Raw genomic sequence first — 26,555 nt, 5'->3', positions numbered from 1 at the left:
GGAGCCCCGCCGGAACGCCGCCCTCACCGGCCCGGCGGCGGCTCCGGAACCCCGGAGGCGGCGACACCCTGTGCGGGGGTGTCGCCGCCTCGCTTTGTCCCGGGGCAATGCCTGTTCGGCGGTCGGCCTTTTCCCCGTCCATTCCCGGGGTTCGTTCAATCGTCGGCTCGTTCAATCACTGATTCGTTCAATGCGCAAAGACATGGGCGGGAAGGGGCCGGGACGCGGTCCATGGATCCCCACCCATGGACCGCCCCGGGGTTACCCCCGCCGGGTACGGAGCCGCACCGTCGCGCACCGCCGCCGAACGAGCAAAACCCCCCACGGCCTTCACTCGCTCTTCCGGTGGCTCCGGATACGCACCCGACGTCGTACAGCTTTTCGGGTGACATGCCCCGGGGGCGAGGCGTTTCACCTGTGGCCGAAACCCCGTGGTGACGTGCTGTTACGGGTCGCATACCCTTGGGTGGGGGGTAATTGCAGGTGCAACAAGTGGGGGCCCGGTGCTGCGTATCCATATGTCCGGAGTGGACCTTTCCAAGGTGCGGATGGCCACCCGGCCGGACGCCCTGTGGGAAACCATTCTGAGTTTTCACCGGTTGCGGGACCGTCGCGGTTCCGCGGTGTTCGGGAAATGGCGCACGGAAACCCGGCCCCGGCTGAGTGGTGAAGTACGCCTGCTGGCCGCCATGATTCCACCCCGCGGCTATTTCCCGGATTTCCTGACGCCTTCTCAGGAAGGCAGTGAGCCCTACGGCATCGACGCCGGAATGGAGGCCCTGCGCGGCACGCCGCCCGCCCGGGTCCGCGCCGAGCTCGCCCTGTTATCCGCCGAACGCCGCGACGCGGCCCGCTGGCCGGGCGGTGACGACGGGGAGCTCGCCCGGCTCGTCCGCGCCCTGCGCGGCTACCACCGCGCCGCGATCGAGCCGTACTGGCCGCACATCCGGGCCAGCGTCGAGGCCGACCGCGCCATACGCGGCCGCGCGCTCCTGGACGGCGGCGCGCACGAACTGCTCGCCTCCCTGCCGCCCATGATCCGCTGGCGGGCGCCCGTGCTGGAGGCGGACTACCCGGTGGACCGGGAGATCCGGCTGGACGGGCGGGGGCTGCTGCTCCAGCCCTCCTACTTCTGCCGCGTCACCCCGGTCGTCTACCGCGACCCGCGGCTCCCACCGGTCCTCGTCTACCCCGTCACCCACTCCCGGGCCCCCGTCTTCGCCGAGCCCGAGCCCGGCCCCTGGCTCGGCAGGCTCCTCGGAAACACCCGCTCCACCGTCCTGAACGCCATCGGCAACGGCTGCACGACCAGCGAGCTGGCCCTGCGCGCCGGAGTCTCCCTCGCCTCGGCGAGCCAGCACGCCTGTGTGCTGCGCGAGGCGGGCTTGATCCACACCATGCGGCACGGCGGCTCGGTCCTGCACACGCTGACCCCGCTGGGCGGATCACTGCTCCGGGGCGGCGCCCCGCTCGCCATGTCCTGAGCCGCACGGCCGGGCCCGCGGCGGGAACGGGGCCTCGCGGCTGGAACGGGGGCCGTGGCCCTGTGGTCGTACGGCCCGGTCCGTGGCCTCGCGGTCGGAGCCGAACCCGTGGCCCTGCGGCCGGGCCCCGGTCGGACCCGTCGGCCCGTGGCGAAAAAACTTCTGCGGATTTTCTTCGCCGACGGCGATGAGTTCCGGGAAGCCCGGCCGTCTACCTGTCGTACACGCTCGAACAACAGTGTTCCGGGCAACAACAGAGAGCGAAGCGGCCATGTCTCGGATGATCTTCGTCAACCTGCCGGTCAAGGACCTCGAAGCGACCAAGTCCTTCTTCGGCAAGCTGGGCTTCTCGTGCAACCCGCAGTTCAGCGACGAGCGCACCGCGTGCCTCGTCATCAGCGACACCATCTTCGCGATGCTCCTCTCCGAGCCGCGCTTCAAGGAGTTCACCGAGAAGGAGATCGCCGACTCCTCGAAGTCCGCCGAGGTGATCCTCGCCCTGAGCGCCGAGAGCCGCGAGGAGGTGGACCGGCTGGTCGACACCGCCCTCGCCTCCGGCGGCTCGCCCGCCAACGAGACGATGGACTACGGCCACATGTACGGCCGTTCCTTCCAGGACCCGAACCACCACATCTGGGAGGTCATGTGGATGGACCCGGCCGCCGTCGAGGCCCAGGGCTGAGGCCGACGGGGGACCGGGTCTCAGGAGGAGAGACCCGGATACGTCACCCCCGTGAGCTGCTCGGACGCCACCCAGAGCCGCTCGCTCGCCACGTCGTCCAGCGTCCAGCCCGCCCGCCGTGACGGGGCCGGCGCACCGCGCCAGCCCAGCAGACCCGGCCCGGTGAACGAATCGGGGGACGCGCCGGGCGCGGTGGCCGCGTACAGCGTGGGCAGCGCACCCATGGACGCGGGCTGGGCGATGAGCCGGTTGCCGAACCCGAACACCCGCTCCACCGCCCTGCGGTTCTCCATCCGGGCGGCGGCGGTCTGCAGGTTGGTCGACGCGTATCCCGGGTGCGCGGCGGCGGCCACCAGGCCCGATCCGGCCCTCGCGAGCCGCCGGGCCAGCTCGTGCACGAAGAGCAGATTGGCCGTCTTCGAACGGGCGTAGGCGATCCAACGGCGGTAGTTCCGCTCGCTGTTGAGGTCCCCCATGTCGATGTTCGACAGGGCGTGCAGCCCGCTGGAGACGCTCACCACCCGCGCCCCGGGCGTGTCGAGAAGCCTCGGCAGCAGCAGTCCGGTCAGGGCGAAGTGCCCGAGGTGGTTGACGCCGAACTGCCGCTCGAAGCCGTCGGCCGTCTTCCCGTACGGGAGGGCCATCACGCCCGCGTTGTTGATCAGCAGGTCGATCCGCTCGGGCACGCGCTTCGCGGCGAACTCGCGCACGGAGGCCAGATCGGCCAGGTCGAGCGGTACGAACTCCACGTCCGCGCCGGTCACGGCTGTCCGGATGCGTGATTCGGCCGCCTTGCCGCGCGCCTCGTCGCGGCAGGCGAGCAGCACCCGCGCGCCGCACCGGGCCAGCTCCCGCGCGGTGCACAGGCCGAGCCCGCTGTTGGCTCCGGTGACCACGGCCGTGCGACCGCTCTGGTCCGGGATGTCGCTCGCGTTCCAGCCCTTCCTCATGGCCCAAGCGTACGGTGGCGGGGGCCCGGCCGGACCGGTGCGGTCCGGGGCTCGCGACCGGTGGCGACCGCGCGGAACGGGACGGACGGGCGTGCGGCGCGTGCGACGCGCCGGGTGGGTGGTGCGCCGGGCGGACGGCGCGGGCGGGGGTGCGCCGGGTGGACGGCGCGGGCGGGGGTGCGCCGGGCGGACGGCGGGGCGCAAGTCCGGGAACCTCAGAACCTGCTCAACTTTCCCGCTGTGCGGCCGAAGTGGTTGGACGGGGCACGTATCGCGTCCATAAGGTCGCGCTCATGCCCGACATAACGCTCACCGCTCTGATCGTCCTCTGCCTCGCCGCCGCCGCGGCCGGCTGGATCGACGCGGTGGTGGGCGGCGGCGGGCTGCTCCTGCTGCCCGCGCTGCTCCTGGGCCTGCCCCAGGTGCCCGCCGCGCAGGTGCTGGGCACGAACAAGGCGGTCGCCATCGTCGGCACGTCGGGCGCCGCCGTGACGTACGTGCGCAAGGCGCCGGTCAAGGTCGGGACGGCCCTGCGGATCGGGCTCGCGGCCCTGGCCGGGTCGATGGCCGGGGCGTTCTTCGCCGCCGGGATCAGCAGCGACGTGCTCCGCCCCGTGATCATGGTGGTGCTGCTGGCCGTCGCGGCGTTCGTGCTGCTGCGGCCCTCGTTCGGCAGGACCGCGGACGACGACGCGCGGCGCGAGGCCGGCCGGGGCCGTACCGTCGCCGCCATCGTGCTGGTCGGCGGCGGGATCGGCTTCTACGACGGACTGTTCGGGCCGGGCACGGGCACCTTCCTGGTGCTGGCGCTGACCGCGGTGCTCCACCTCGACCTGGTGAACGCGTCCGCCACCGCCAAGATCGTCAACGTCTGCACCAACGCGGGCGCGCTGGCGATGTTCGCGTACCAGGGCAGCGTGCTGTGGCAACTGGCGGCGCTGATGGCGGTGTTCAACCTGGCGGGCGGGCTCGTCGGGGCGCGGATGGCGCTCAGCAGGGGCAGCGGCTTCGTCCGCGGCGTGCTGCTGGTCGTGGTGTTCTCGCTGGTCGCGAAGCTGGCGTTCGACCAGTGGGCGGGCTGAGGGTCCACCGGGCGGGCGCCCGTCCGTAAACCACCGGACCGGCTCCGGACGGGCGCCCGGCTGTGAACCACCGGACCGGTTCCGCACCGCCTCCCTGCCGCGGACCGCCGGACGGACTTCGGGCGACGGTGCTCAGCGCACGGCGGTCAGATGCGCGTACGCGACCACGTTGCCCTCGTACCCCGTCTCCTCCGAGAAGCCTCCGCCGCAGGTGATCATCCGCAGCGAGGCGTAGGGCGCGGCGCCGTACACCCGCTTGTCGGGGAAGTCGTCGTTCTCGTAGACCTCGATCGCGTCGAGCGAGAAGACGGCGGTGCGGCCGTCCTTGCGGACCACCTCGACCGTGCTGCCCTTCTGCAGGGCGCCCAGGTCGTAGAAGACCGACCTCCCCTGCGCGTTGTCGACGTGACCGGCGACGATCGCGCTGCCCAGGGAGCCCGGGGGAGTGCCGTCGCGGTACCAGCCGACGACGTTGCGGTTCCCGGCCGGCGGCACGTCGAGGCTGCCGTCGGCGCCGAGCCCGAGGCGCATCACCGGGGCGTCGACCCGGATGCTCGGGATGCGCAGGCGCACGGGCTCCGAGGGGCGCAGCGGCTGGGCGAGCGGCGAACCCGGCTGGAGCTCCGGCCCGCCCGCGAAGCCCTGGGCGGGGGTCGGCCCGGGCGGCACCAACTGGGTGCCGGAGCCGTTCCGGATCAGCCAGACACCGACCAGCGCGGCGATGACCAGCAGCCAGCCCTTGGCCTTCTGGGACACGGTCGTCCTCCGGGTGACGGAAACGGGAAAGGTCCCGCCCCGGCGGCACGGGGCCACCGGGACGGAACATGGGGCGGTACGGGGACGTGAATCCGTCTCCGTCAGCCGGCTCCCTGCGTGCCGCTCGCCCGGCGACGCAGGAGCCAGGCTCCGCCGACGGCGGTCACGGCGAGAACGCCGGCGCCCGCCGCGATCTGGGTGGTGTCGGACCGGACGCTGCCGCCGACTCCTGTTTTGACGTGCCCGGTCGGGCCGGTCGGGGACCAGTGGCTGGACGAGGAGCCGTCGGGCTTCGCCGGGTCCTCCTCGTCGGAAGGCCCCCAGCTCTCACGGCCGGACGACGAGGAGCTGTCGTGCCCGCCCGACTCCTCGTCCGCTTTATCTCCCTTGCCTTCCTTGTCTTCTTTGTCTTCCTTGTCTTCCTTCTCCGTCTTCTCGTCGCGGCCTCCCGCGCTCTCCTCGTCCCCGGAGGCGTTGTCGTGCACCCCCGGCAGACCGAGCCCGGAGAAGGCGTCGAAGCCGCCCGCGGAGTCGAGCAGCGAGGGTGCGTCGAGCCCGGAGAGCGCGTCGAGCCCGAACTGGGCGTCCGTGCCCGGCCCGGCGACCGCCCCGTCCGCGCCCCCCTCCTCGGCGGGCCGGGTCACCGGCTCTTCGGCGGTCCGGGACAGGGCGCTCGTCGAGCCGGTCCGCAGCGCCTCGGTGTCACCTGCGTACGCGGTCGGACCGGCGGCGAAGAGGCCGAGCGCGGCTATGGCGACCGCCGAGGCGGCGGTACCGGTCACTGGGCGGACAGGACGCATGGTGGGGTTCCTCCGGCGATGGGGGCGAGTCGGTGGGTCCTGGCTCCGAGCTAACGGGCGGGTCGCCGTCCATGCCTGCTGACACCAAGTCAGCTTTCACCCGATCGGACCGGCGCGGCAGCCTTGCCAGAACGTGATCGTGCAGGTCATGGCGGTAATCGACGGTGGTGGGAGGGGGTTTGTGCCGCCCGGCGCCGATCGGGTGACGATCCCCCCAAGGGGAGTGATGTACATCACATGCATGAGGGTGCGGGAGGCGGGCACACGTCTGACACCCCCCACGGGACGGTGCAGCAGGGCCGCCCCCGGCCGCCGCCCCCATCGGGACCGTCCCCCCAGGACCCGGTGGGGGCGGAGCCGTTCCCGGGGCGACGGGGGAAGTCGTGCCGCAACGGTCCGGGCCGCGCACTCTCCGTAACGGCAATGGTCTTTTGCTGCGGCGGCGTTTCGTCCGCGTGGCGACCTCCAGGAAGCCACGGAATCGGCTGCCGGAGACGATCGGGTGGGAGAGGCAACCCCCGTGTCCGGTCCCGGCGCGGTCGCCCGACCGCGCCGGGACGGGGTGTGTCAGACGGTGTCCCACCGCACACCGGCGTACACCCGCCCGATCCGCGCCATCAGCTCCTCGTCCACCGCGAACTCCGTGTCGTCGATCCGCCGGACCGGCGCGATGCCCTGCGAGTTGGTGAGGAACGCCGACCGGAACGCGCCCAGCCCGCCCAGCGTCACCGGCCGCCGCACGGACCCCAGCCCCGCACCGGGCAGGTCCTGCTCCAGCAGCGCCATGGTGATGCCGAGCAGACAGGGCGCGTCGGGCCACACCACCGAAGTGCCGTCCCAGAAGCCGACGTTGGTGATCGCCCCCTCCGTCACCGTGCCGTCCGGCGCGGTCAGCAGGGCCTCGTCGAAACCGGCGCGGGCGGCCAGCCGCGCGTAGTACGTCTGGCCGAACTCCCCGGGGCGCTTGATGTGCGGCGCGGTGCGGACGTACGGGACGGACATCAGGGCGTGCGGTTCGGCGGACTTCCGGGCCGGCCCGCGCACCGTCACCATGACGGTGGTCTCCGCGTCGCCCGGCGGCAGGAAGCCGTGCACCCGGACCGAGGCGTCCCGCACCCCGGCACCGTCCAGCGCGTGCCGGACCAGCCCGCGGACCCGCTCCCCGTCCAGCGGACGTTCGAACAGCTCCCGGTTCGCGGCGTCCAGCCGGGCCAGATGCAGCGCGAGACCGCGCGCCTTCCCGTCCCTGACCTGCATGGCGGTGAAATGGCCGTAGCCGAGGAAGGCCGGAATCCGAAGATCCTCCTCGGTGGCCGGACGCCCGTCGAACTCGGCGTACGGGAAGGGCGGGGGCGAGGATGGGGGAGTCGTCATGCCTCCACCGTAGAGCCGGGGCCGGGACCGGCCGGGGCGGTTCGCGGGGCGCGCACGGGGTCAGGAACACGGTGGTTCGTCGGGCGTGCCCTCGGGCAGCAGCTCGCGTTCGGCGGCGGTGTAGTCCCGCCCCGCAGCGTCGCAGAGCGCCCGGAACTGCGCCTCGGGCCGCAGGTCGAAGCTCTGTTTCACGCCCTTCGACTCGACGGTCAGACGGTGTCCGTCGAGGTGGAGCAAGCCCGGTGGCACCGGCATCGACATGTTGTTCCCACTCTCCTCCGGGTCGATGAAGTGGAGGCGCTTGTCACGAAAGGCGACCACGCGCCCGTCCGCTGTCAGACCGGCGAGCTGGTCCTCCGTCTTCCACGACACGGGGGGTGCGACCGGCTTCGCGCTCGATACGTCCCAGACCCGCGCCCGGGTATCGGTGTTGACGACCGCGAGGTGCGTGCCCGCCGGGTCGAAGGCGAACGACGCGGGGTACCGGGCGCCGGGCGGCGCCGTGGTGACGGGCATTCCGCGCAGGGGTGCGGTCACGAGCCGGGAGCCGCGCAGGTCCCACAGCAGGACCGCGTTGCGCCCGATGGTGGAACCGAACGTCGCCGTCGCGACCTGCCCGGGGTGCTTCGGCCTCGCGGCGAGCTGGATGTCCCCGAAGTGGACGTCCCCGCTGTCGCCGTCACGCGTGTCCCGGTGGATCGAGAAGGGGCGCGTCGTCACCTTCCCGGTGGCGGTGTCCACGCGGGCCAGCCGGGCATCGGTGGAGACGACGGCGATCTCGCTGCCGCCGACGCCGACCACGGCCTTGACCCGGTCGAAGTCCGGCAGTGCGTCGTTCAGGGGGGTGGACCGTGACCCGGTGCCGTCCACCGGGTAGGAACGGAGGAGCCGACCGCTCTTCCCCCACACCACCAGTCGGCGGGAGTCGGCGGTCCACACCGCTGTCCAGTCCTCCGACCGGACCGGGCGGGGGAGGCGGAAGGAACGCATCCGCTTGCGGCGGGAAGTGTCCAGGACGTGGATCCGGCCACTCGCCACCCGGGCGAGGAGCCTTCCGTCCGGAGACAGCGTCTCCACGCTTTCGTCCAGCCGACCGGGGCGGAAGCGCTCGCCGCCGACCGGTTCGGCCCGTGCTTCCAGCAGGGTCGACCCCAGGACCGCCAGGACCGTCGGCCCTTCTCCCTCCCCCGGGACGACGGCGATCTCCGGCCAGTTCCCGAAGCCGGCACTGGGAAGGCGCGTGTAGTACGTGCGGCCACCGCGCACATCGAGCAGAAGGAGCTCCACGTACTCCAGCTCCGCCCCCGTGCCCGGTTCGACGGTCACCATGTCGTAGGTGTAACGCTCGGTGGCGTCGTACTGGAAGGAGCTGGGCGCCTCGTACGTGCGCCCCGGCATCCGGCCGAGTTCCAGTGCCTTTCCGGGTTCGCCCTTCTCGGGGGCGACGAGGTTTCCGCCCTCCCGGAACCTCGCGAACCCCGAAGCGGTCACGCTCCTGGAATACAGCAGACGCCCGGACGAGAGGTCCCGCACGTCCACGGTTCCCTCGCCCTCCCCGAAAGCAGGAACGACCGCCACGGAGTCCGCGTCGGAGGTGAACGCCACATCGCCCAGGCTCTTCTCCAACGCAATCCGGTGGGTCGTCCCCGACCCGTCGTCGAGGTCGGTCCCCCATACGTCCACGAGGGCCTTGCTGCACCGGTTCCCGGCGGTGACGCACCCTTCGGCGGGGATGATCCCCAGGAGGAGCCGTCTGCTGTCGCTGCTGAAGTCCAGCCTCGTGTCCATGCCCCCTCGGAGTTCGTAGGGGCCGCTCGTCAGGACCGCGGGGCGCTTTGCGTCGTCCCCCTCCGTCCGCCACAGGCGGACGTCCCCCGTGGGGACGGCGGCTGCGACGAAGCGCCCGTCGGGGCTCGTCGCCACCCGCAGACTGCCCGCGGGGACACCACCGAGTTCCTGCGCGCGACGCTTCCCGCCCGGAGCGCCGGTGACCACGGTCAGCGCCGACTGATCGCCCGACACCTCCGATTCCACCACCAGCACCCGGCCGTCGTCGCTCGCGGTCAGACTGTCGATCCTGCCGCTCCACAGGGACGGCTGGGAACCCGTGACGTACTGCCCCCGCACGTACTGGTTCATCAGCGCCTGCCGGCTCTGCGGGGTGTCCGCCGCGTGCCACGCCGCCAGGGCCAACTGCAGTGCCGTGCCAGGGTCGTTGGGCGGACGCTCCTCCGCTGTCCGGGCGAGGAGGCCGGCCGCCTGGGTGCGCAGCTGCCGCTCGGTCTCCCGGAGGCTCCGGTACGTGGTGAACACCAGGACGACCGCGAGGGCGGTCAGCGCGGCCAGCCCCGCAAAGGCGGCCTGCCGCAGCCGGGTGCCGCGCTGCGCGTGCCGCCTGCTGAGGCGGACGTACTCCCGCTCGGCCGCCGGGATGTCGTCCGGCTCGGGGTGCTCGGCCAGCCGGCGTTCCGCCTCGGCCAGGTCCGTGCCGCCGAGGAGGCGCGCGGGCTCGCGCTGCTGGGACCGCCAGCGGTCCAGGTCGGCGCGCACCTGTTCCTGCCAGCGGCGGAAGTCGCGGGACTCGGTGAGCCAGCCCCGGAGGAGGGGCCAGTGGACGGTCAGGGCCTCGTGCGCCAGGTCGACGATCTCCTCGTGCCCGTCGCCGCCCGGCGCGTGGGAGAGGACGACGAGCTTGTCCGGGGCGAGTTTGCGCGCGAGCGCGACGAGTTCCGGGGCGAGGTCGGTCGTACGGGTCGGCCTGCGGGTGAAGGTGTCACCGTCCCCGGGGCGGGCGAGCTGGACGAAGAGCCGCCGGGCGAGGCCCCGTTCGGACTCCGGCAGTTTCTCGTGGGCGTCGTCGGCGGAGCCGACCAGCGCGCCGGCGACGCCGCCCAGTGCGTCGTACGCCGCGTGCGTGAGCATGGCCCGGCTGCGCCGCCGCCACAGCTCGGTCAGCGCGAACTGGACCAGCGGCATGCGGCCGGGCTCGTCGCCCGCGTCCGCGACGATCCGCTCCGGCAGGCCCGCCTCGAACCACAGCCCGGGCACGGCGTCGACCGGTGCGGTCACCGCCCGCCCCAGGTCCTCCGGGGTGAGCGGCGCGAGGAACCGGACGGCCTCGCTGACGAGGTCGGAGGTGTCGGCCGTGATCAGCGCGTCGAGGGACCCGGGCCGTGCCGTCGCGACGACCCGCAGGCCCTCGCCCGCCAGGCCGTTCAGCAGGCCGAGGAGCGCGCGGCCGGCCTCGGGCCCGGCGCTCACGTACTCCTCCAGCTGGTCCACGAAGAGGACGTGGCCGCCGGTGCCCCGGGCCGTCACCCGGGCGCGCAGCTCGGCGGCGAAGTCCCCATTCGCCTCCAGTAATCCCGCCAACTCCTCGGCCGCCGCCAGGCGTTCGACCTCACCCAGCTCCGGCTCCAGCACCCCGGCCAGCGCCCGCGCGACGACCGCGGCGGGGCGCACCCCCGGCACGGGCCGCAGCTCCGTCACGCCCGCCCCGGCCGCCCGCAGGCGGGGCAGCACCCCGGCGCTCACGAGCGACGACTTGCCGCACCCCGACGGCCCGGCCACCAGCGTCAGGGAACGCCCGCGGACCGCGGCGAGCAGCCGCTCGGTCTCGGCCTCCCGGCCGTGGAAGAACTCGGCGTCGTCCTCGGTGAACGCGGTCAGCCCCCGGAACGGGCACCGCGGCACCAGCGTCGCCTCGTCGACCAGATCGGCCGAGGGCAGCAGGTACGCGGTGCGCTCCTCCACGTGGGCGGCGACCGTCATGCCGACGACGCCGTTCTGCGCGCCGTCCCAGACCGGCGCCCCGCTGAAGCCCTTCACGATGCGCGGACCGGGTTCGGCGGTCTCCATCTGCACCCAGCCGGACCCCAGCCCGGCGCGCAGGGTGCCGTGGGCCCAGACGCCGTGCCCCGCGTCGGCCGGGAACCCCATGGTCCGGAAGGGGTGTTCCCATACGTCCGTCCCGTCGACCAGCGGTGCGGGCCGGGTGCCCCCGACCGGCCCGTCGAGCCGCAGCAGCGCGACATCGACACCGTTCGCCCGCCAGGACTCCACCCTCGCGCGCGCCCGGGGACGGCCGGTGACCAGGGGGAAGTCGACCTCGACGGCCCGGTCGGGCGGTTCGTCGGGCCCGGTCCCCGGCAGCCCGAGCGCCCTGGCGACGACATGCGCGCAGGTGCACAACACGTCCCCGGCGACCAGGAATCCGGCCCCGATCACCCTGCCGTCGCCCGCGTACACCCGGGCCTGCGACCCCTCCAGGACTTCGCTTCCCCGTACCACAGCCATGGACAGCCCCCGTGGTTCCCCGACAGCGATGTGCCGTACGTGTTGACTCAGCGCTTCCGAGGCAGCACGGTACGCACAACTCCCGTGCGGAGCACGTGGTTCGACGGACAGTCGGCCGACCCGGCCGCGAGTCCCGGCACCTGGTCGCGAGTCCCGGCATCCGGTCGCGAGTCCCGGCCGCGGGCCCGACCCGGACGGAACTTGACCTCAACTACGGTTGACATAAGAGCCTCTTCGCATGGAACTCACCGAAACACCCGTGTCCACCGTTTCCCCGACCGGCTCCCCCGCGCCCCTGAAGGTCGCGGTCATCGTCGCCAGCAACCGCGAGGGGCGGTTCGCCCCCGTCATCTCCGGCTGGTTCCTCTCCCGCACCGCAGGCCGCCCCGACATCGAGACCGATGTGATCGACATCGCGGAGCTCGACCTCCCGGTCGCCCTCTCCTACCGGCCCGACCCCGACGCACGCGACCGGCTCGCGGCCGTCTCGCCGAGGCTGGCGGCGGCCGACGCCTTCGTCGTCGTCACCCCCGAGTACAACCACTCCTTCCCGGCCCCGCTGAAGAACCTCATCGACTGGCACCGCGACGAGTGGCAGGCCAAGCCCGTCGCGTTCGTCTCGTACGGCGGGGTGTCCGGCGGGCTGCGGGCCGTCGAGCACCTGCGGCAGGTCTTCGCGGAGCTGCACACGGTCGGCATCCGCGAGACGGTGTCCTTCCCCAACGCGGGCGCCCTGTTCGACGACGAGGGCAGGCCCCGGGACCCGGCGGGCTGCGACGCGGCGGCCAAGGTGCTGCTCGACCAGCTGGTCTGGTGGGGGCACGCGCTGCGCGACGCCAAGGCCGTACGCCCGTACGGCCGCTGACCACGGGCGGCGCCGGGCCGTTTCCCGCACGACAATCGGGGCAGGGGCGGGGCGTCCTGCGGCGGCCCGGCCGCGACCGACCCACGAGGAGCCGAGAGTGACGACGACGCCGGCATGGCTGACCGTACTGACCACCACGGACAGCGAGGAGAAGGCCCGGGCCCTGGCCCGGGGCGCGGTGGAGGCGCGGCTCGCCGCGTGCGTGCAGATCTCCGCGCCCGTCACCTCGGTCTACCACTGGGAAAGCGCCATCGAGACGGCGAAGGAGTGGCAGCTGCTGTTCAAGACGACGGCCGAGCGGTACGACGAACTGGAGGCCCACCTCCAGGCCGCGCACGACTACGAGACCCCGGAGATCATCGCGATCCCGATCCTCCGGGGAAGCGCCCGCTACCTCGCCTGGGTCTCGGCCGAGACCGCCCCGCTCACTTCCCTGTGACGCCGGACCCGGCGGCGCGGACGGATGACGGCGCGGACGGACGGAGCCACAGGCGGACGGCGCGGCGGGCGGGGCTACTCCCCGTCCGCCGCCAGCGCCCTGTCCACCCCGGACTCCCGCGGCCCCAGGAAGTGCGGATCGGGCTTGAACAAGGCGTCCAGCGCCGCCTTCCCCGCCGCGAACACCTCCCGCGTCCCCCCGTAGTACCAGGTCGCGTCGTGCACGGCATCGACGCCGACGCCGTACGCGTCGATACCGGCGGTCCGGCACAGCGCGATCGCCCGGCGGACGTGGAACCCCTGGGTCACCAGCACCGCCCGGTCGACCCCGAAGATCTTCTTGGCCCGTACGCACGAGTCCCAGGTGTCGAACCCGGCGTAGTCGCTCACGATCCGCCGGTCCGGGACGCCCCGTTCCCTGAGGAAGGTGCGCATGGCCTCCGGCTCGTCGTACTCCTCCCGGCTGTTGTCGCCGGTCACGAGCACGACCTTCACCTTCCCGTCCCGGTACAGCTCGGCGGCGGTCCGCAGCCGGTTCGCCAGGTACGGCGACGGCCTGCCCTGCCACAGACCCGCCCCGAACACCACGGCCACCTGCTGCGCGGGCGCGTCCGCGACCGTCCTGACACGGGCGTCGGCGACGGTGTACATCCAGGTCGCGGGCGCCAGCCCGGCCACGCAGGCGAGCATCACCCCCTGCACGGCCCGCCGCTGCCCGCGCCGCGTCCGGGGCCACCCCCACCGCAACCGCCCCGGCCGCAACCGCCCGAGCAACCACCGTCCCGGCCGTCTCATCCGCATGGGAGCCCCTTCTTCCGCCGTACCGGGGGCCGCCGCCCCCACCTGATCGGACGGCCGGCGGACCCAAGGGGTTGCAAATCGGGCGGGCGGGTTCGGACGGGCGGGTTCGGGCGGCGGCCCGCGCAGCCGCCTGATCCCGCTCACCGGACCGGCCGTCTACTGTCGGAACCATGGACGGTACGCAGGGCCACGGCACGGACAGCACACAGGGCCACGGCACGGCCCCCTACGGCTCGGCGGACGCCGAGCGCTGGGACACCGAGCCGGACAAACGGCCGGGCCGCACCGCCTTCCAGCGCGACCGCGCCCGGGTGCTGCACTCCGCCGCGCTGCGCAGGCTCGCCGGGAAGACCCAGGTGGTCACCCCCGGCACCCGCGGCCGCGCCTGGGACGCCAGCCCGCGGACCCGGCTCACCCACTCCCTCGAATGCGCCCAGGTCGGCCGCGAGCTCGGGGCCGCGCTCGGCTGCGACCCCGACCTCGTCGAGACGGCCTGCCTCGCCCACGACCTGGGCCACCCGCCGTTCGGGCACAACGGCGAGCAGGCGCTCAACGACTTCGCGTCGGACTGCGGCGGCTTCGAGGGCAACGCCCAGTCGCTGCGCCTGCTGACCCGGCTCGAACCCAAGCGCTTCGTGCCCGACACCCGGACCGGCGAACTGGTCAGCGTCGGCCTCAACCTGACCCGGGCCGCCCTGGACGCCGCCACCAAGTACCCCTGGCCGCGCGGCGCGCACCCCACCGACCCCGGATCACCGAAATTCGGGGTGTACGAGGACGACCTGCCGGTCTTCGCCTGGGCCCGCAGGGGCGCGCCGCGGAACCGCACGTGCTTCGAGGCCCAGGTCATGGACTGGTCCGACGATGTCGCGTACTCCGTGCACGACTTCGAGGACGGGCTGCACGCCGGCCACATCGACCCCGGCTGCCTCTACGCCGAGCCCGAGCGCGACGAGATCTGGGCGGTCGCCATCGGCCGCTACGTCCCGGCGGACACCGACCCCGAGGAACTGGCCGAGGCCCTCGACCGGCTCATCGACCAGGACTGGTGGCCGTACGGCTACGACGGTTCCGCCGTCGCGCAGGCCCGGCTGAAGGACGCCACGAGCCAGCTGATCGGCCGGTTCTGCCTCGCCGCCGAGAGCGCCACCCGGCAGGCGTACGGCACGGGCCGCCTCGGCCGGTACGCCGCCGAGCTCGTCGTGCCCCGCGAGACCCGCAACGAATGCGCGGTCCTCAAGGCGGTCGCCGACCGGTACGTCATGCAGCGCGCCGAGCAGGAGGCGATCCGCGCCGACCAGCGGATCGTCATCGCCGAACTGGCCGCCGCACTGACCGCGCGCGCCCCGAAGGGGCTGGAGCCGCAGTTCCGGGCCCTGTTCGACGCCGCACCCGACGACCGGGCCCGCAAGCGGGTCCTGGTCGACCAGATCGCCGCCCTCACCGACGCGTCCGCCCGCTCCCTGCACGCCTCGCTCGTCCTGCACCCCTGACCGGCCGCACCGCACCGGTGCCGGCCCGACACGGTACGGGGCGGCCGGCCACCAGGACGGGCCGCCCCCGCCGCGGTTCTCACGCCGTTTCCCGGTCGACCTTCCGTCCGACGCCGCCCAGGGGCCGCTCGTCCATCAGCGCGTCGCCCAGCAGTGTCCGGCGGTGGATCACCGCGGAACCCTGCCGCTCCGAGGCGATCAGCCCCGCCTCCCGCAGCACCGTCGCGTGCCGGCTCGCCGTCGACAGGGTCAGCCGCAGCACCGCGGCCAGCTGCGTCGTCGTCATCGGCCGCTCCAGCACGTCCAGCGCGGCGGCCCGGGAACGGCCGATGAGCCGGGCCACCCCCGGCGTCCGCGAACCGGCGTCGCGCCGCGCGGCCCTGGACCGTTCCAGCCAGCCCGGCGCCGGGGACAGCGGATGGACCAGCACCTGCGGCAGCTCGGGGTCGGCCAGCATGACCGGGTAGCGCACGCAGAAGAACGCCGGGACGATCGTGAGCGGCCGCCCGTTCAGCGGCTTGTCCCGGTGCACCGGGTACGGGGCCTCCAGCAGCCGGTTCTCGTTCCGCCAGCCCAGGTCGGGGCCGTAGCTGGCCAGCAGGCCGTTGCTGCCCGAGCCCAGCGCCGCCTGCGCGCGCACCGGCCGGTCGGCCGCCACCGCGGCCCGGATGTCGTCCGCGTACGGCTGGACCGTCACCGCGTACGTGCGGCGCAGCGCCTCGCCCAGCCGGCCCAGCGCCCGCCGGTCACCGCTCGCGAGCAGCCGCGCCCCGCCCGGCATGCGGCCGGGCGGGTGGAGCAGGGAGATCTCCCGGTCCAGTTCGGCCATCGGGGTCGAAAGGACCCGGTCGATGCCGGTCTCCAGATCGGTGTCGCCCTGCCCCGGGGTCAGGAAGTCCGGGAAGAACGCGGCGTGCGGGCACAGCCGGGTCAGGGCGGCCACCGTTTCCCCCAGGCCCGCCCGTGCGATCGACGCCCGGACCTCGCGCCGCCACGGGTCGAAGGCCACCGCCGCCTGCCGGTTCTGCAACAGGTGCAGGGCGAGCACGAGTTCCCACATCGGGTCCGGGCCCGGTGCGATCCGCAGCCGGTTCAGGTCCTCGCTGGTGAAGTGGATGCGTAACATGCGCCCCCCGCGCGTTCCGTCCTCCGCGCCGCCCCGGGCCCCCGTCGGACCGCCCCCGCCGGCGCCGGATTTCCACAGTAGCCAGTCGCCCCGGCCGGGCAAACGGGATCGGGTCCGTCTGCGAGCCGCGCCGCGGGCCGCGGCCCGCGGGAGCAGACTGGGACCGGCCACCGGGGGTGACCTGATCGGGGTACACCCTCTTTCGTCATCACGCTGCGTGCGGGACGCTCGCAGTTGGCGGCGCCGCCAAGCAAGCACCGAGGAGGCATCAAGTGGTCGACGCACATCGGACGTTCGTCATCGTCGGAGGAGGGCTGGCCGGAGCGAAGGCAGCGGAGACCCTCCGGGCGGAGGGTTTCAGCGGCCGGGTGATCCTCCTCGGCGACGAACGCGACCATCCGTACGAACGGCCGCCGCTCTCCAAGGGCTATCTGTCCGGCAAGGAGGACCGCGAGAGCGTCTTCGTCCACGACACCGCCTGGTACGCGGGCGCCGAGATCGAACTGCACCTGGGCCAGCCCGTCACCTCGCTCGACCGGGCGGCCCGCTCCGTACGGCTCGGCGACGGCACCGTGGTCCACTACGACAAGCTGCTGCTCGCCACCGGGGCCGAACCGCGCCGCCTCCCCGTCCCGGGCACGGACCTGGCCGGTGTCCACCACCTGCGCCGCCTCGCCCACGCCGACCGGCTGCGCAACGTCCTGACCGCGCTCGGCCGCGACAACGGCCACCTGGTGATCGCCGGGGCCGGCTGGATCGGCCTGGAGGTCGCGGCGGCGGCCCGGGGCTACGGCGCCGAGGTCACCGTCGTCGAACCGGAACCGACCCCGCTGCACCAGGTCGTCGGCCCCGAACTCGGCCAGCTCTTCACCGACCTGCACCGCGACCACGGCGTCCGCTTCCACTTCGGCGTCCGCCTCACCGAGATCATCGGCCAGGACGGCCTGGTCCTCGCCGTCCGCACCGACGACGGCGAGGAGCACCCCGCCCACGACGTCCTCGCCGCGATCGGCGCCGCCCCCCGCACCGCCCTCGCCGAGACCGCCGGGCTCGCCATGGCCCCCCGCGCGGACGGCGGCGGCATCGCCGTGGACGCCTCCCTGCGCACCAGCGACCCGCACATCTTCGCCGCCGGCGACGTCGCCAACGTGGCCCATCCGCTGCTCGGGGCCCGGCTGCGCGTGGAGCACTGGGCGAACGCGCTGAACACCGGCCCGGCCGCGGCCCGCGCCATGCTCGGCCAGGAGGTGAGCTACGACCGGGTGCCGTACTTCTTCTCCGACCAGTACGACCTCGGCCTCGAGTACTCCGGCTGGGCCCCGCCGGGCAGCTACGACCAGGTGGTCATCCGCGGCGACGCGGGAAAGCGCGAGTTCATCGCCTTCTGGCTGAAGGACCACCGGGTGCTGGCCGGCATGAACGTCAATGTGTGGGACGTCACCGAGACCGTGCAGGGGCTGATCAGGTCCGGCCGGCAGGTCGACCCGGACGCGCTGGCGGACCCGTCGGTGCCGCTGGACTCCCTGGCCTGAGCCGTGCCCGGTACGCCGGACCCCGCCCGGCCCCCGGGCCGGGCCCGGCGTACCGGACCGGCGGGTTCCGCGGATCACGGCGCCGCGCGGTCCGGCTGTCCGCCCCCACCCGTAGAATTCACCCGTGGCAGGCAGGATCAATGACGACGACGTGAAGGCGGTACGGGACGCGGTCCCGATCGACGCCGTCGTGTCCGAGTACCTCCAGCTGCGCAACGCGGGCGGTGGCAACCTCAAGGGGCTCTGCCCGTTCCACGACGAGAAGTCCCCCTCCTTCCAGGTCAGTCCGAGCAAGGGTCTCTTCCACTGCTTCGGCTGCCAGGAGGGCGGCGACACGATCGCCTTCGTGATGAAGATCGACCACCTCTCGTTCTCCGAGACGGTCGAGCGGCTCGCCGCCAAGGCGGGTATCACCCTGCGCTACGAGGAGGGCGGGTACAACCCCTCCCACCAGCGCGGCGAGCGCATCCGGCTGGTCGAGGCGCACAAGGCCGCCGCCCGGTTCTACGTCGAGCAGCTGGAGAGCCCCGAGGCCGAGATCGGCCGGAAGTTCCTCGCCGAGCGGGGCTTCGACCAGGCCGCCGCCGCCCACTTCGGCATCGGCTACAGCCCGGCCGGCTGGGACCACCTCACCCGCTACCTGCGCGGCCAGGGCTTCAGCGACAAGGAACTGATCGCCTCCGGCCTCTCCCAGGACGGCAGACGCGGCCCCATCGACCGCTTCCGCGGCCGGCTGATGTGGCCGATCAGCGACACCTCCGGCGACGTCGTCGGGTTCGGTGCCCGCCGGCTGCGCGAGGACGACAACGGGCCGAAGTACCTCAACACCCCCGAGACCGCGATCTACAAGAAGTCCCAGGTGCTGTACGGCATCGACCTGGCGAAGAAGGACATCGCGAAGAGCAGCCGGGCCGTGGTCGTCGAGGGCTACACCGACGTCATGGCCTGCCACCTCGCCGGGGTCACCACCGCCATCGCCACCTGTGGCACGGCCTTCGGCGGCGACCACATCAAGATCCTGCGCCGGCTCCTGATGGACAACGGCAGCGCCCGGGTGATCTTCACGTTCGACGGCGACGCGGCCGGCCAGAAGGCCGCCCTGCGCGCCTTCGAGGACGACCAGAAGTTCGCCGCCGAGACGTACATCGCCATCGCCCCGGACAACATGGACCCCTGCGACCTGCGGCTGGTCAAGGGCGACGACGCCGTGCGCGACCTGGTCGAGCCGCGCACCCCGCTCTTCGAGTTCGCGCTCCGCCAGATCGTCTCCCGGTACGACCTGGAGACCCCGGCGGGCCGCGCCGCCGCGCTCGACGAGGCGGCCCCCGTCGTCGCCAAGATCAAGACGGGCAGCGTGCAGCGCGAGGTCGCCGTCCAGCTGGCCGGCTTCGTCGGCATCCTGGACCAGGAGTACGTGGTGCACCGGGTCAACCAGCTCGCCCAGTGGGCCCGCGGCCGGGGCGGCGACCGGCGCGGCCCCGCACGGCCCGCCGCGCGGGGCGGCGCACAGCACCAGGAGGTGCGGGCCCCCGTGCCCCCGTCCGGCCCCGCGCTCAACCTCCGCAGCCCCGCCCACCGCACCGAGCGCGAACTGCTCAAGCTCGCCCTGCAGCGGCCCGAGCTGGTCTCGCCCGCGTTCGACGCCTACGGGGCCGACGAGTTCACCGCCCCGCCCTATGCCGCGGTGCGCCGGTGCATCGAGGAGGCGGGCGGCGCCGAACAGGGCCTCGCAGACAGCCGCGAGTACCTGGTCCGGGTGCTCGACGCGGCCCCCGACGAGACGGTGCGCAAACTCGTCACCGAACTGGCCGTCGAGGTCTTCCACGGCAAGAGCATCGACGAGACCTACGCGGGCATGCAGCTCGTCCAGGTCCGGCTGCGCGCCGTCGACCGCCGGATCGAGGACGTCCAGAGCAGCCTGGCCCGGCTCGGCAGCAACGTCGCCCCGGACCACCTGGCCGCCGCGCAGAACGAGGTCTGGGTCCTCCAGCAGTACGCCCAGAGCCTGCGCGGCCACGGGGCCGCCGCGCTCTGACGCCCCTCGGGCCCTCCCGCGGTAATCGCCCGGTCACGGACCGGACTCAGAAAGTCCCCGCACGCCCCTCGTGACGGGGATGTGTCGTGCCCCACACTGAGGGCGGTGCCTGAGTCATCGGAACGCGACCGGTCCACCGAACGGTGGCCCGCACCCGCGGTCCGGCAGCGATCACCTGGAGGTCGCCCCCGTGCAGACCCGGACCAGAACCGAGCACATCTCGGCCATCCCCGCGCAGAACCGGGCCGTACGGCATCCGGAGGCCGCGGTGGAACCCCCGCCCGCACCGGTCGATCCGCCGGACCCGCCCGAGGCGCTCGCCGCACCGGTCGATCCGCCGGACCCGCCGGAAGCGCTCGCCGCGGACCCACCGGAGATGCTCGCGGAGGAACCCGCAACCCCGGAACCCGGGCCGGGACAGGGGGCGCGGAACCGTCCGGAGACCGGCACCACCTCCTCCGACCTCTTCCGGCAGTACCTGCGGGAGATAGGCCGGATACCCCTGCTCAGCGCCGCCGAGGAGGTGGAGCTCGCCCGCTGCGTCGAGGCCGGGCTCTTCGCCGAGGAACGGCTCGCGCGCACCCCGGACCCCGATACCCGGCTGGCCGTCGACCTCGACCGGCTGGTGGTCATGGGGCGGATGGCCAAGCGCCGCCTCATCGAGGCCAACCTCCGCCTCGTCGTCTCCGTCGCCAAGCGCTACATCGGGCGCGGACTGACCATGCTCGACCTGGTCCAGGAGGGAAACCTCGGGCTGATCAGGGCGGTCGAGAAGTTCGACTACACCCGGGGCTACAAGTTCTCCACGTACGCGACCTGGTGGATCCGGCAGTCCATGTCCCGCGCCCTCGCCGACCAGGCGCGGACCATACGGGTCCCGGTGCACGTCGTCGAACTGATCAACCGCGTCGTGCGCGTCCAGCGCCGACTGCTCCAGGAACGCGGCTGCGAACCCACGGCCGAGGAGGTCGCGGCCCAGCTCGACCTCACCCCGGAGCGGGTCGGCGAGGTCCTGCGGCTCGCCCAGGAACCCGTCTCGCTGCACGCCCCGGTCGGCGAGGAGGACGTCGCCCTCGGCGACCTGATCGAGGACGGCGACGCCGCGTCCCCGGTCGAGTCCGCCGCGTTCCTGCTGCTGCGCGAGCACCTGGAAGCGGTGCTCTCCACCCTCGGCGAACGCGAGCGGAAGGTGGTCCAGCTGCGCTACGGGCTGGACGACGGGCGGCCCCGCACCCTGGAGGAGATCGGCCGGATCTTCGGCGTGACCCGCGAACGCATCCGCCAGATCGAGTCCAAGACGCTCGGCAAGCTGCGGGACCACGCCTTCGCCGACCAGCTCCGCGGCTACCTCGACTGATGCGGCGCGAGGGCCCGCGCCACCGGTCGGCGGCACGGGCCCTCGAAGGTCGAACGGGCGGTGCGCCTAGTCGACTTCGGCGACCGCCTGGGCGAACTGCGCCGAGTACAGCCGGGCGTAGGCACCCTCGGACGCCAACAGCTCCTCGTGCGTGCCCTGTTCGACGATCGAGCCGTTCTCCATCACCAGGATGACGTCGGCGTCCCGGATCGTGGAGAGCCGGTGCGCGATCACGAAGCTCGTGCGGCCGTGCGCGAGGCGCGCCATCGCCTTCTGGATCAGCACCTCGGTCCGGGTGTCGACGGAGCTGGTCGCCTCGTCGAGCACCAGGATCACCGGGTCGGACAGGAACGCCCGGGCGATCGTGATCAGCTGCTTCTCACCCGCGCTGACCCCGGTGCCCTCGTCGTCGATCACCGTGTCGTAGCCGTCCGGGAGGGTGCGGATGAAGCGGTCGGCGTGGGCCGCCCGCGCCGCCTCCTCGATCTCCTCGCGGGTGACCTCGCGCGAGGCGCCGTACGCGATGTTGTCCGCGATCGAGCCGCCGAACAGCCAGGTGTCCTGGAGGACCATGCCGATCGACCGGCGCAGGTCGTCGCGCGACATCTTCGCCACGTCCACCCCGTCCAGCGCGATGCGCCCGCCGGTCACCTCGTAGAACCGCAGCAGCAGATTGACCAGGGTGGTCTTCCCGGCGCCGGTCGGGCCGACGATCGCGACCGTGTGGCCGGGCTCGACCTCCAGCGACAGGTTCTCGATCAGCGGCTTGTCCGGGTCGTAGCGGAACGACACCTTCTCCAGCGAGACCCCGCCCCGCAGCTTCCCGGGCCGCTCGCCCTTGCCGGGCGCGGGGTCGGGGTCCTGCTCCTCGGCGTCCAGCAGCTCGAAGATCCGCTCTGCCGAGGCGACGCCCGACTGCACCAGGTTCGTCATCGAGGCGACCTGGGTCAGCGGCATCGAGAACTGGCGCGAGTACTGGATGAACGCCTGCACGTCACCGATGGACAACGCGCCCGAGGCGACCCGCAGCCCGCCGACGACGGCGACCAGCACGTAGTTCAGGTTCGACATGAACATCATCAGCGGCTGCATGATCCCGCTGTTGAACTGGGCCTTGGAACTCGCCTCGTACAGCGCCTCGTTCTGCTCGGCGAAGTCCTTCGCGGATTCCGCCTGCCGACCGAAGACCTTCACCAGGGTGTGCCCGGTGTACATCTCCTCGATGTGGGCGTTGAGCTTGCCCGTGACCCGCCACTGCTCCACGAACTGGGGCTGCGAGCGCTTGCCGATCCTCGTCGCCACGACCACCGAGAGCGGCACCGTCACCAGGGCCACCAGGGCCAGCAGCGGCGAGACCCAGAACATCATGATCAGGACGCCGACGATGGTGAGCAGGGAGTTGATGAGCTGGCCCATCGTCTGCTGCAGCGTCTGCGAGATGTTGTCGATGTCGTTCGTCGCCCGGCTGAGCACCTCGCCGCGCTGGGCCCGGTCGAAGTACGACAGCGGCAGCCGCGACAGCTTCGTCTGGATGTCCTCGCGCAGCTGGAACACGACCCGGTTGATGATCCGGATCGACAGCCGGGTGGCCACCAGCATCAGCAGCCCGGCCCCCACGTAGATCGCCAGCGCCACCAGCAGCACGTCGCCCACCGCGCCGAAGTCGACGCCGTGCCCCGGCACGAAGTCCACCCCGGACAGCATGTCGGCGAGGCCGCTGTCGTCCTCGCGCATCCGCGCGACGGTCTCCTCCTTGGTCGTCCCCTCCGGCATCTGCCGGCCGACGAACCCGGCGAAGACCAGGTCGGTCGCCCGGCCGAGGATCTTCGGCCCGATCACCGACAGGGCGACGCTCACCGCGCAGGCCGCCAGCATCGCGTAGAGCCAGACCTTCTCCGTCTCGAAACGCCTCAGCAGCCGCTTCGAGGACCCCTTGAAGTCCATGGAACGGTCGGTCGGCGCCCCGCCCGCCATCATGCGTCCGCCAGGACCGGCCATCACGCGGCCTCCGCTTCCGTCAGCTGGGAGAGCACGATCTCCCGGTACGTCTCATTGCCGGCCATCAGTTCGTGATGGGTGCCGGAGCCGACGACCCGGCCCTCGTCCAGCACCAGGATCCGGTCGGCCTCGCGGATGGTGGACACGCGCTGGGCCACGATCACCACGGTCGCGTCGGCGGTCTCCCGCGCCAGCGCGGCGCGCAGCGCGGCGTCGGTCGCGTAGTCCAGGGCCGAGAACGAGTCGTCGAAGAGATAGATCTCCGGCCGCTGCACCAGCGTCCTGGCTATGGAGAGCCGCTGCCGCTGCCCGCCGGAGACATTGGTGCCGCCCTGCGCGATCGGCGCGTCCAGACCGTGCTCCAGGCCCTCGACGAACTCCTTGGCCTGGGCGACCTCCAGCGCGTGCCACAGCTCCTCGTCGGTCGCGTCCGGGTTCCCGTACCGCAGGTTCGTCGCCACCGTCCCGGAGAACAGGTACGGCTTCTGCGGGACGAGGCCCACGATCCTGGACAGCAGGGCCGGGTCCAGTGTCCGCACGTCCGTGCCGTCCACCAGCACCTGGCCGTCCGTCACGTCGAACAGCCGCGGCACGAGCCCCAGCAGCGTCGACTTGCCGCTGCCCGTCGACCCGATGATCGCGGTGGTCTCGCCGGGGCGGGCCACCAGGTCCACCGACCGCAGCACCGGCTCCTCGGCGCCCGGGTAGCGGAAGTCCGCGCCGCGCACCTCCAGGTGGCCGCGGGCGCGCAGCTCGCGGACCGGCGCGACCGGCGGGACCACGCTCGATTCCGTCTCCAGGACCTCCTGGATGCGCTCGGCGCACACCTCGGCGCGCGGCACCATCATGAACATGAAGGTGGCCATCATCACCGACATGACGATCTGCATCAGATAGGCGAGGAAGGCGGTCAGCGCGCCGATCTCCATGCCGCCGCTGTCGATGCGGTGGGCGCCGAACCAGAGCACCGCGATCGACGAGACGTTCACGACCGTCATCACGGTCGGGAACATCAGCGCCATCAGCCGCCCCGTGGCCAGCGCCACGTCCGTCAGCTCGGTGTTGGAGCCGCGGAAGCGCTTCTCCTCGTACTCGTCGCGGACGAAGGCGCGGATGACCCGGTTGCCGGTGATCTGCTCGCGCAGCACCCGGTTCACCGTGTCGAGCCGCTCCTGCATCGTGCGGAACAGCGGACGCATCCGCTTCACGATCAGACTCACCGAGATGCCCAGCACCGGCACGACCGCGAGCAGCACCGCCGACAGCGTGACGTCCTGGCCGAGCGCCATGACGATGCCGCCGACGCACATGATCGGGGCCGACACCATCAGGGTGAACGTCGTCAGCACCAGCATCTGGATCTGCTGGACGTCATTGGTGGTACGGGTGATCAGCGACGGTGCCCCGAACCGTCCGAGTTCGCGGGCCGAGAACGACTGGACCCGGTCGAAGACCGCGGCCCGCACGTCGCGGCCGAGCGCGGACGCGGTACGGGCGCCGTAGTGGATGGCCCCCATGTTGCAGACCACCTGGCCGATGCTGACGGCGATCATGAGGGCGCCGAACTCGAGGATGTAGCCGGTGTCCCCCTTGACGACACCGTTGTCGATGATGTCGGCGTTCAGGGTGGGGAGGTAGAGGCTGGCACAGGTCTGCAACAGCTGGAGGAGGACCAGCAGTGCGATGGGTTTCTTGTACGGACCGAGATGGGCCCGCAGGAGTTTTATGAGCACGCGTGTCTCTCGGGTGTCGGCAGAGTGCGGGAGTCGACCCATTTTCCGGCACCGTCGGCCGCGACTGCGAGCAATTTTACTCAAGACCAGGTCAAAAAAAAGACCGAGTACACAGTCGCTGGGAGCTCCGCCGCGCGCCCGGTCCTCCCGGGTGCCGCACCCCCGGTTCCAGCACGCCCGCGCGCGCTCGGCGGTGAAGGGGGGCGGAGCTGTGAGCAGGCGTTCCGGTTCCCCGCGCCCGCGCACGCTCCGCGCGTGCTCAGCGCACGGTGTCGAACGCCCCCGGATGGATCCGGTCCCGGGTCGTCACGTACTGCTGGCGCACCGCCTGCCCGACCGCCAGCTCCTCGCCCGGCTCCAGTACCTGCGCCGCGGCGCCCTGCCACGCCGGGGGGACGAGCGGATCGACCGTGCCCTGCGAGGCGCCCAGCGCCCAGGCCGCCTGCCGGGCCGCGCCCAGCGCCGCGTACTCGGCGGGCTGCGGCACGACCACCTGAGTACCGAAGAACGCGGGCGCCAGCCCCTGCACGGCGGGCAGCTCGGCCGCCGCCCCCAGCAGGAACACCCGCCGCACCTCGACGCCCCGGCCGCGCAGCACGTCGAGCGCGTCGGTCAGCGAGCACAGCATCCCCTCGAACGCCGCCCGCGCCAGGTGCTCCGGCTTCATCGACTCGCGCCGCAGCCCGCACAGCGTCCCCGCGGTGTGCGGCAGGTTCGGGGTGCGCTCGCCCTCCAGGTAGGGCAGGAGCACCAGCCCGGAGGCGCCCGGCGTCGACTTCAGCGCCAGCGCGGACAACTCCTCGATGTTCTCCAGGCCGAGCATCTCGGCGGTCCCGCGCAGCGCCCGCACCGCGTTCGACGTGTGCACCACCGGCAGGTGCATCCCGGTGGCGTCCGCGAACGACGTGATCATCCCGGCCGGGTCGGACAGCGCCTCGTGGTGCACCGCCATGACCGAACCCGAGGCGCCCAGCGACACCACCGCGTCGCCCACCCCGACCCCGAGCCCGAACGCCGCGGCCATCGTCTCGCCGGTCCCCGCGGAGATCAGCAGCCCCTCGGGCGTCGTCCCCGCGGTCCCGGAGGGGCCGAGCACCTCGGGCAGCGCGGCCCGGTGCCCGAGCGCGAGCTCCACCAGATCGGGCCGGTAGGAGCCGCTGCCCGCCGACCAGTAGCCGGTGCCGGAGGCGGCGCCCCGGTCGGTGGTGCGCCGGGCGGGGCGCCCCAGCAGCTGCCACACCAGCCATTCGTGCGGCTGCAGCACCGCGGCCACCCGCTGCGCCGCCTCCGGCTCGGTCCGCGCCAGCCACCGCAGCTTCGCCACCGGCTGCGCCGCCTGCGGCACCGAACCGACCGCCTCGGCCCAGGACTGCCGCCCGCCGAACAGATCGATCAGGTCTGCGGCGGCGGCCTGCGCCCGCTTGTCGTTGCCGACCAGCGCCGGCCGCACGGGGTTGCCCTGCTGGTCCAGCGGCACCAGGCCGTGCTGCTGTGCGGAGACGCCGATGGCCTGCACCCCCTCCAGCAGCCCGCCGCCGGCGGCCTCGCCGAGCGAGAGCAGCCAGGCCTGCGGGTCGACCTCGGTGGCCTTCGGATCGACGGGGTGCGCGGCGTACCCCCGGCGCAGTACGGCGCCGGTGTCCGCATCGCAGACGACGATGTGCGTGAAGGCGGAAGAGCTGTCCAAGCCCGCGACTATCCCCATGCACAAGATTCTGCCGCACCACCGGAGCGTTTCCGTACCGGATGACGC

Annotated in this window: 19 protein-coding genes; 9 read left to right on the top strand and 10 right to left on the bottom strand. The window is 72.8% G+C overall.

Features of this window, described 5'->3' with window-relative positions; genetic code table 11:
• Positions 1-503: 503 nt before the first annotated feature.
• Together OCT49_RS09715 and OCT49_RS09710 are read left to right on the top strand one after the other, a co-directional pair.
• Entirely contained in the window at positions 504-1,484 is a 981-nt protein-coding gene (locus tag OCT49_RS09715) for an ArsR/SmtB family transcription factor (protein ID WP_283851486.1), read from the top strand.
• A 271-nt stretch (positions 1,485-1,755) separates the two neighbouring features.
• Positions 1,756-2,166 carry a VOC family protein gene (locus OCT49_RS09710; RefSeq protein ID WP_283851485.1) on the top strand — a complete coding sequence of 137 codons (411 nt, stop codon included), beginning with the start codon at positions 1,756-1,758 and terminating at the stop codon, positions 2,164-2,166.
• A 20-nt stretch (positions 2,167-2,186) separates the two neighbouring features.
• Here OCT49_RS09710 and OCT49_RS09705 read toward each other — a convergent pair whose 3' ends face one another.
• Positions 2,187-3,116 (bottom strand): oxidoreductase, encoded by a 930-nt coding sequence (locus OCT49_RS09705; protein ID WP_283851484.1) that lies wholly within the window; start codon positions 3,114-3,116, stop codon positions 2,187-2,189.
• A 293-nt stretch (positions 3,117-3,409) separates the two neighbouring features.
• Between OCT49_RS09705 and OCT49_RS09700 the strand changes: the two genes are divergently transcribed.
• A complete protein-coding gene (locus tag OCT49_RS09700; RefSeq protein ID WP_283851483.1) occupies positions 3,410-4,198 on the top strand; it encodes a sulfite exporter TauE/SafE family protein in 789 nt (262 codons plus the stop codon).
• Positions 4,199-4,330: 132 nt separating this feature from the next.
• Here OCT49_RS09700 and OCT49_RS09695 read toward each other — a convergent pair whose 3' ends face one another.
• From OCT49_RS09695 to OCT49_RS09680, 4 genes are all read right to left on the bottom strand, one after another.
• Positions 4,331-4,954 carry a class F sortase gene (locus tag OCT49_RS09695; protein WP_283851482.1) on the bottom strand — a complete coding sequence of 208 codons (624 nt, stop codon included), beginning with the start codon at positions 4,952-4,954 and terminating at the stop codon, positions 4,331-4,333.
• Between the two features lie 101 nt (positions 4,955-5,055).
• The gene (locus OCT49_RS09690) at positions 5,056-5,754 is read right to left on the bottom strand and encodes a GVDTG sorting domain-containing protein (protein WP_283851481.1); all 699 of its coding nucleotides are present in this window, start codon (positions 5,752-5,754) and stop codon (positions 5,056-5,058) included.
• Positions 5,755-6,321: 567 nt separating this feature from the next.
• Positions 6,322-7,128, bottom strand: a complete 807-nt coding sequence (locus OCT49_RS09685; protein ID WP_283851480.1) for an aminotransferase class IV family protein — start codon at positions 7,126-7,128, stop codon at positions 6,322-6,324.
• 60 nt (positions 7,129-7,188) lie between these two features.
• Positions 7,189-11,424 (bottom strand): nSTAND1 domain-containing NTPase, encoded by a 4,236-nt coding sequence (locus tag OCT49_RS09680; RefSeq protein ID WP_283851479.1) that lies wholly within the window; start codon positions 11,422-11,424, stop codon positions 7,189-7,191.
• A gap of 238 nt (positions 11,425-11,662) precedes the next feature.
• Between OCT49_RS09680 and OCT49_RS09675 the strand changes: the two genes are divergently transcribed.
• Complete coding sequence (locus OCT49_RS09675) at positions 11,663-12,289, top strand: NADPH-dependent FMN reductase (RefSeq protein WP_283851478.1); 627 nt, start codon at positions 11,663-11,665, stop codon at positions 12,287-12,289.
• 97 nt (positions 12,290-12,386) lie between these two features.
• Complete coding sequence (cutA, locus tag OCT49_RS09670; protein WP_283851477.1) at positions 12,387-12,728, top strand: divalent-cation tolerance protein CutA; 342 nt, start codon at positions 12,387-12,389, stop codon at positions 12,726-12,728.
• A gap of 74 nt (positions 12,729-12,802) precedes the next feature.
• Here cutA and OCT49_RS09665 read toward each other — a convergent pair whose 3' ends face one another.
• Positions 12,803-13,528 carry a SanA/YdcF family protein gene (locus OCT49_RS09665; RefSeq protein WP_283851476.1) on the bottom strand — a complete coding sequence of 242 codons (726 nt, stop codon included), beginning with the start codon at positions 13,526-13,528 and terminating at the stop codon, positions 12,803-12,805.
• A gap of 170 nt (positions 13,529-13,698) precedes the next feature.
• Here OCT49_RS09665 and OCT49_RS09660 point away from each other — a divergent pair, with 170 nt between their 5' ends.
• Positions 13,699-15,021, top strand: a complete 1,323-nt coding sequence (locus tag OCT49_RS09660) for a deoxyguanosinetriphosphate triphosphohydrolase (RefSeq protein WP_283851475.1) — start codon at positions 13,699-13,701, stop codon at positions 15,019-15,021.
• A 79-nt stretch (positions 15,022-15,100) separates the two neighbouring features.
• On the opposite strand, the gene OCT49_RS09655 is transcribed toward OCT49_RS09660, so the two are convergent.
• Positions 15,101-16,147 (bottom strand): winged helix-turn-helix domain-containing protein, encoded by a 1,047-nt coding sequence (locus OCT49_RS09655; protein ID WP_283851474.1) that lies wholly within the window; start codon positions 16,145-16,147, stop codon positions 15,101-15,103.
• A 272-nt stretch (positions 16,148-16,419) separates the two neighbouring features.
• Between OCT49_RS09655 and OCT49_RS09650 the strand changes: the two genes are divergently transcribed.
• From OCT49_RS09650 to OCT49_RS09640, 3 genes are all read left to right on the top strand, one after another.
• Entirely contained in the window at positions 16,420-17,679 is a 1,260-nt protein-coding gene (locus OCT49_RS09650) for an NAD(P)/FAD-dependent oxidoreductase (protein ID WP_283851473.1), read from the top strand.
• Between the two features lie 124 nt (positions 17,680-17,803).
• Positions 17,804-19,714 (top strand): DNA primase, encoded by a 1,911-nt coding sequence (gene dnaG, locus OCT49_RS09645; protein ID WP_283851472.1) that lies wholly within the window; start codon positions 17,804-17,806, stop codon positions 19,712-19,714.
• 190 nt (positions 19,715-19,904) lie between these two features.
• A complete protein-coding gene (locus OCT49_RS09640; protein WP_283851471.1) occupies positions 19,905-21,071 on the top strand; it encodes an RNA polymerase sigma factor in 1,167 nt (388 codons plus the stop codon).
• A gap of 66 nt (positions 21,072-21,137) precedes the next feature.
• Here the strand turns inward: OCT49_RS09640 and OCT49_RS09635 are convergent, their stop codons facing one another.
• The 3 genes from OCT49_RS09635 to OCT49_RS09625 all read right to left on the bottom strand — a co-directional run bounded on the left by OCT49_RS09635 (position 21,138) and on the right by OCT49_RS09625 (position 26,507).
• On the bottom strand, positions 21,138-23,069 hold the full coding sequence (locus tag OCT49_RS09635; RefSeq protein ID WP_283851470.1) for an ABC transporter ATP-binding protein: 1,932 nt from the start codon (positions 23,067-23,069) through the stop codon (positions 21,138-21,140).
• Complete coding sequence (locus tag OCT49_RS09630) at positions 23,069-24,802, bottom strand: ABC transporter ATP-binding protein (RefSeq protein WP_283851469.1); 1,734 nt, start codon at positions 24,800-24,802, stop codon at positions 23,069-23,071. Before OCT49_RS09630 ends, OCT49_RS09635 begins: the two co-directional genes overlap by 1 nt.
• Positions 24,803-25,061: 259 nt before the next feature.
• Complete coding sequence (locus tag OCT49_RS09625; RefSeq protein ID WP_283851468.1) at positions 25,062-26,507, bottom strand: FGGY family carbohydrate kinase; 1,446 nt, start codon at positions 26,505-26,507, stop codon at positions 25,062-25,064.
• Positions 26,508-26,555: the final 48 nt, after the last annotated feature.

It is taken from the genome of Streptomyces sp. ML-6, assembly GCF_030116705.1.
Lineage (GTDB): Bacteria > Actinomycetota > Actinomycetes > Streptomycetales > Streptomycetaceae > Streptomyces.
The sequence above is the reverse complement of the archived record's forward strand: the minus strand, read 5'-3'. Positions and strand labels throughout refer to the sequence as shown.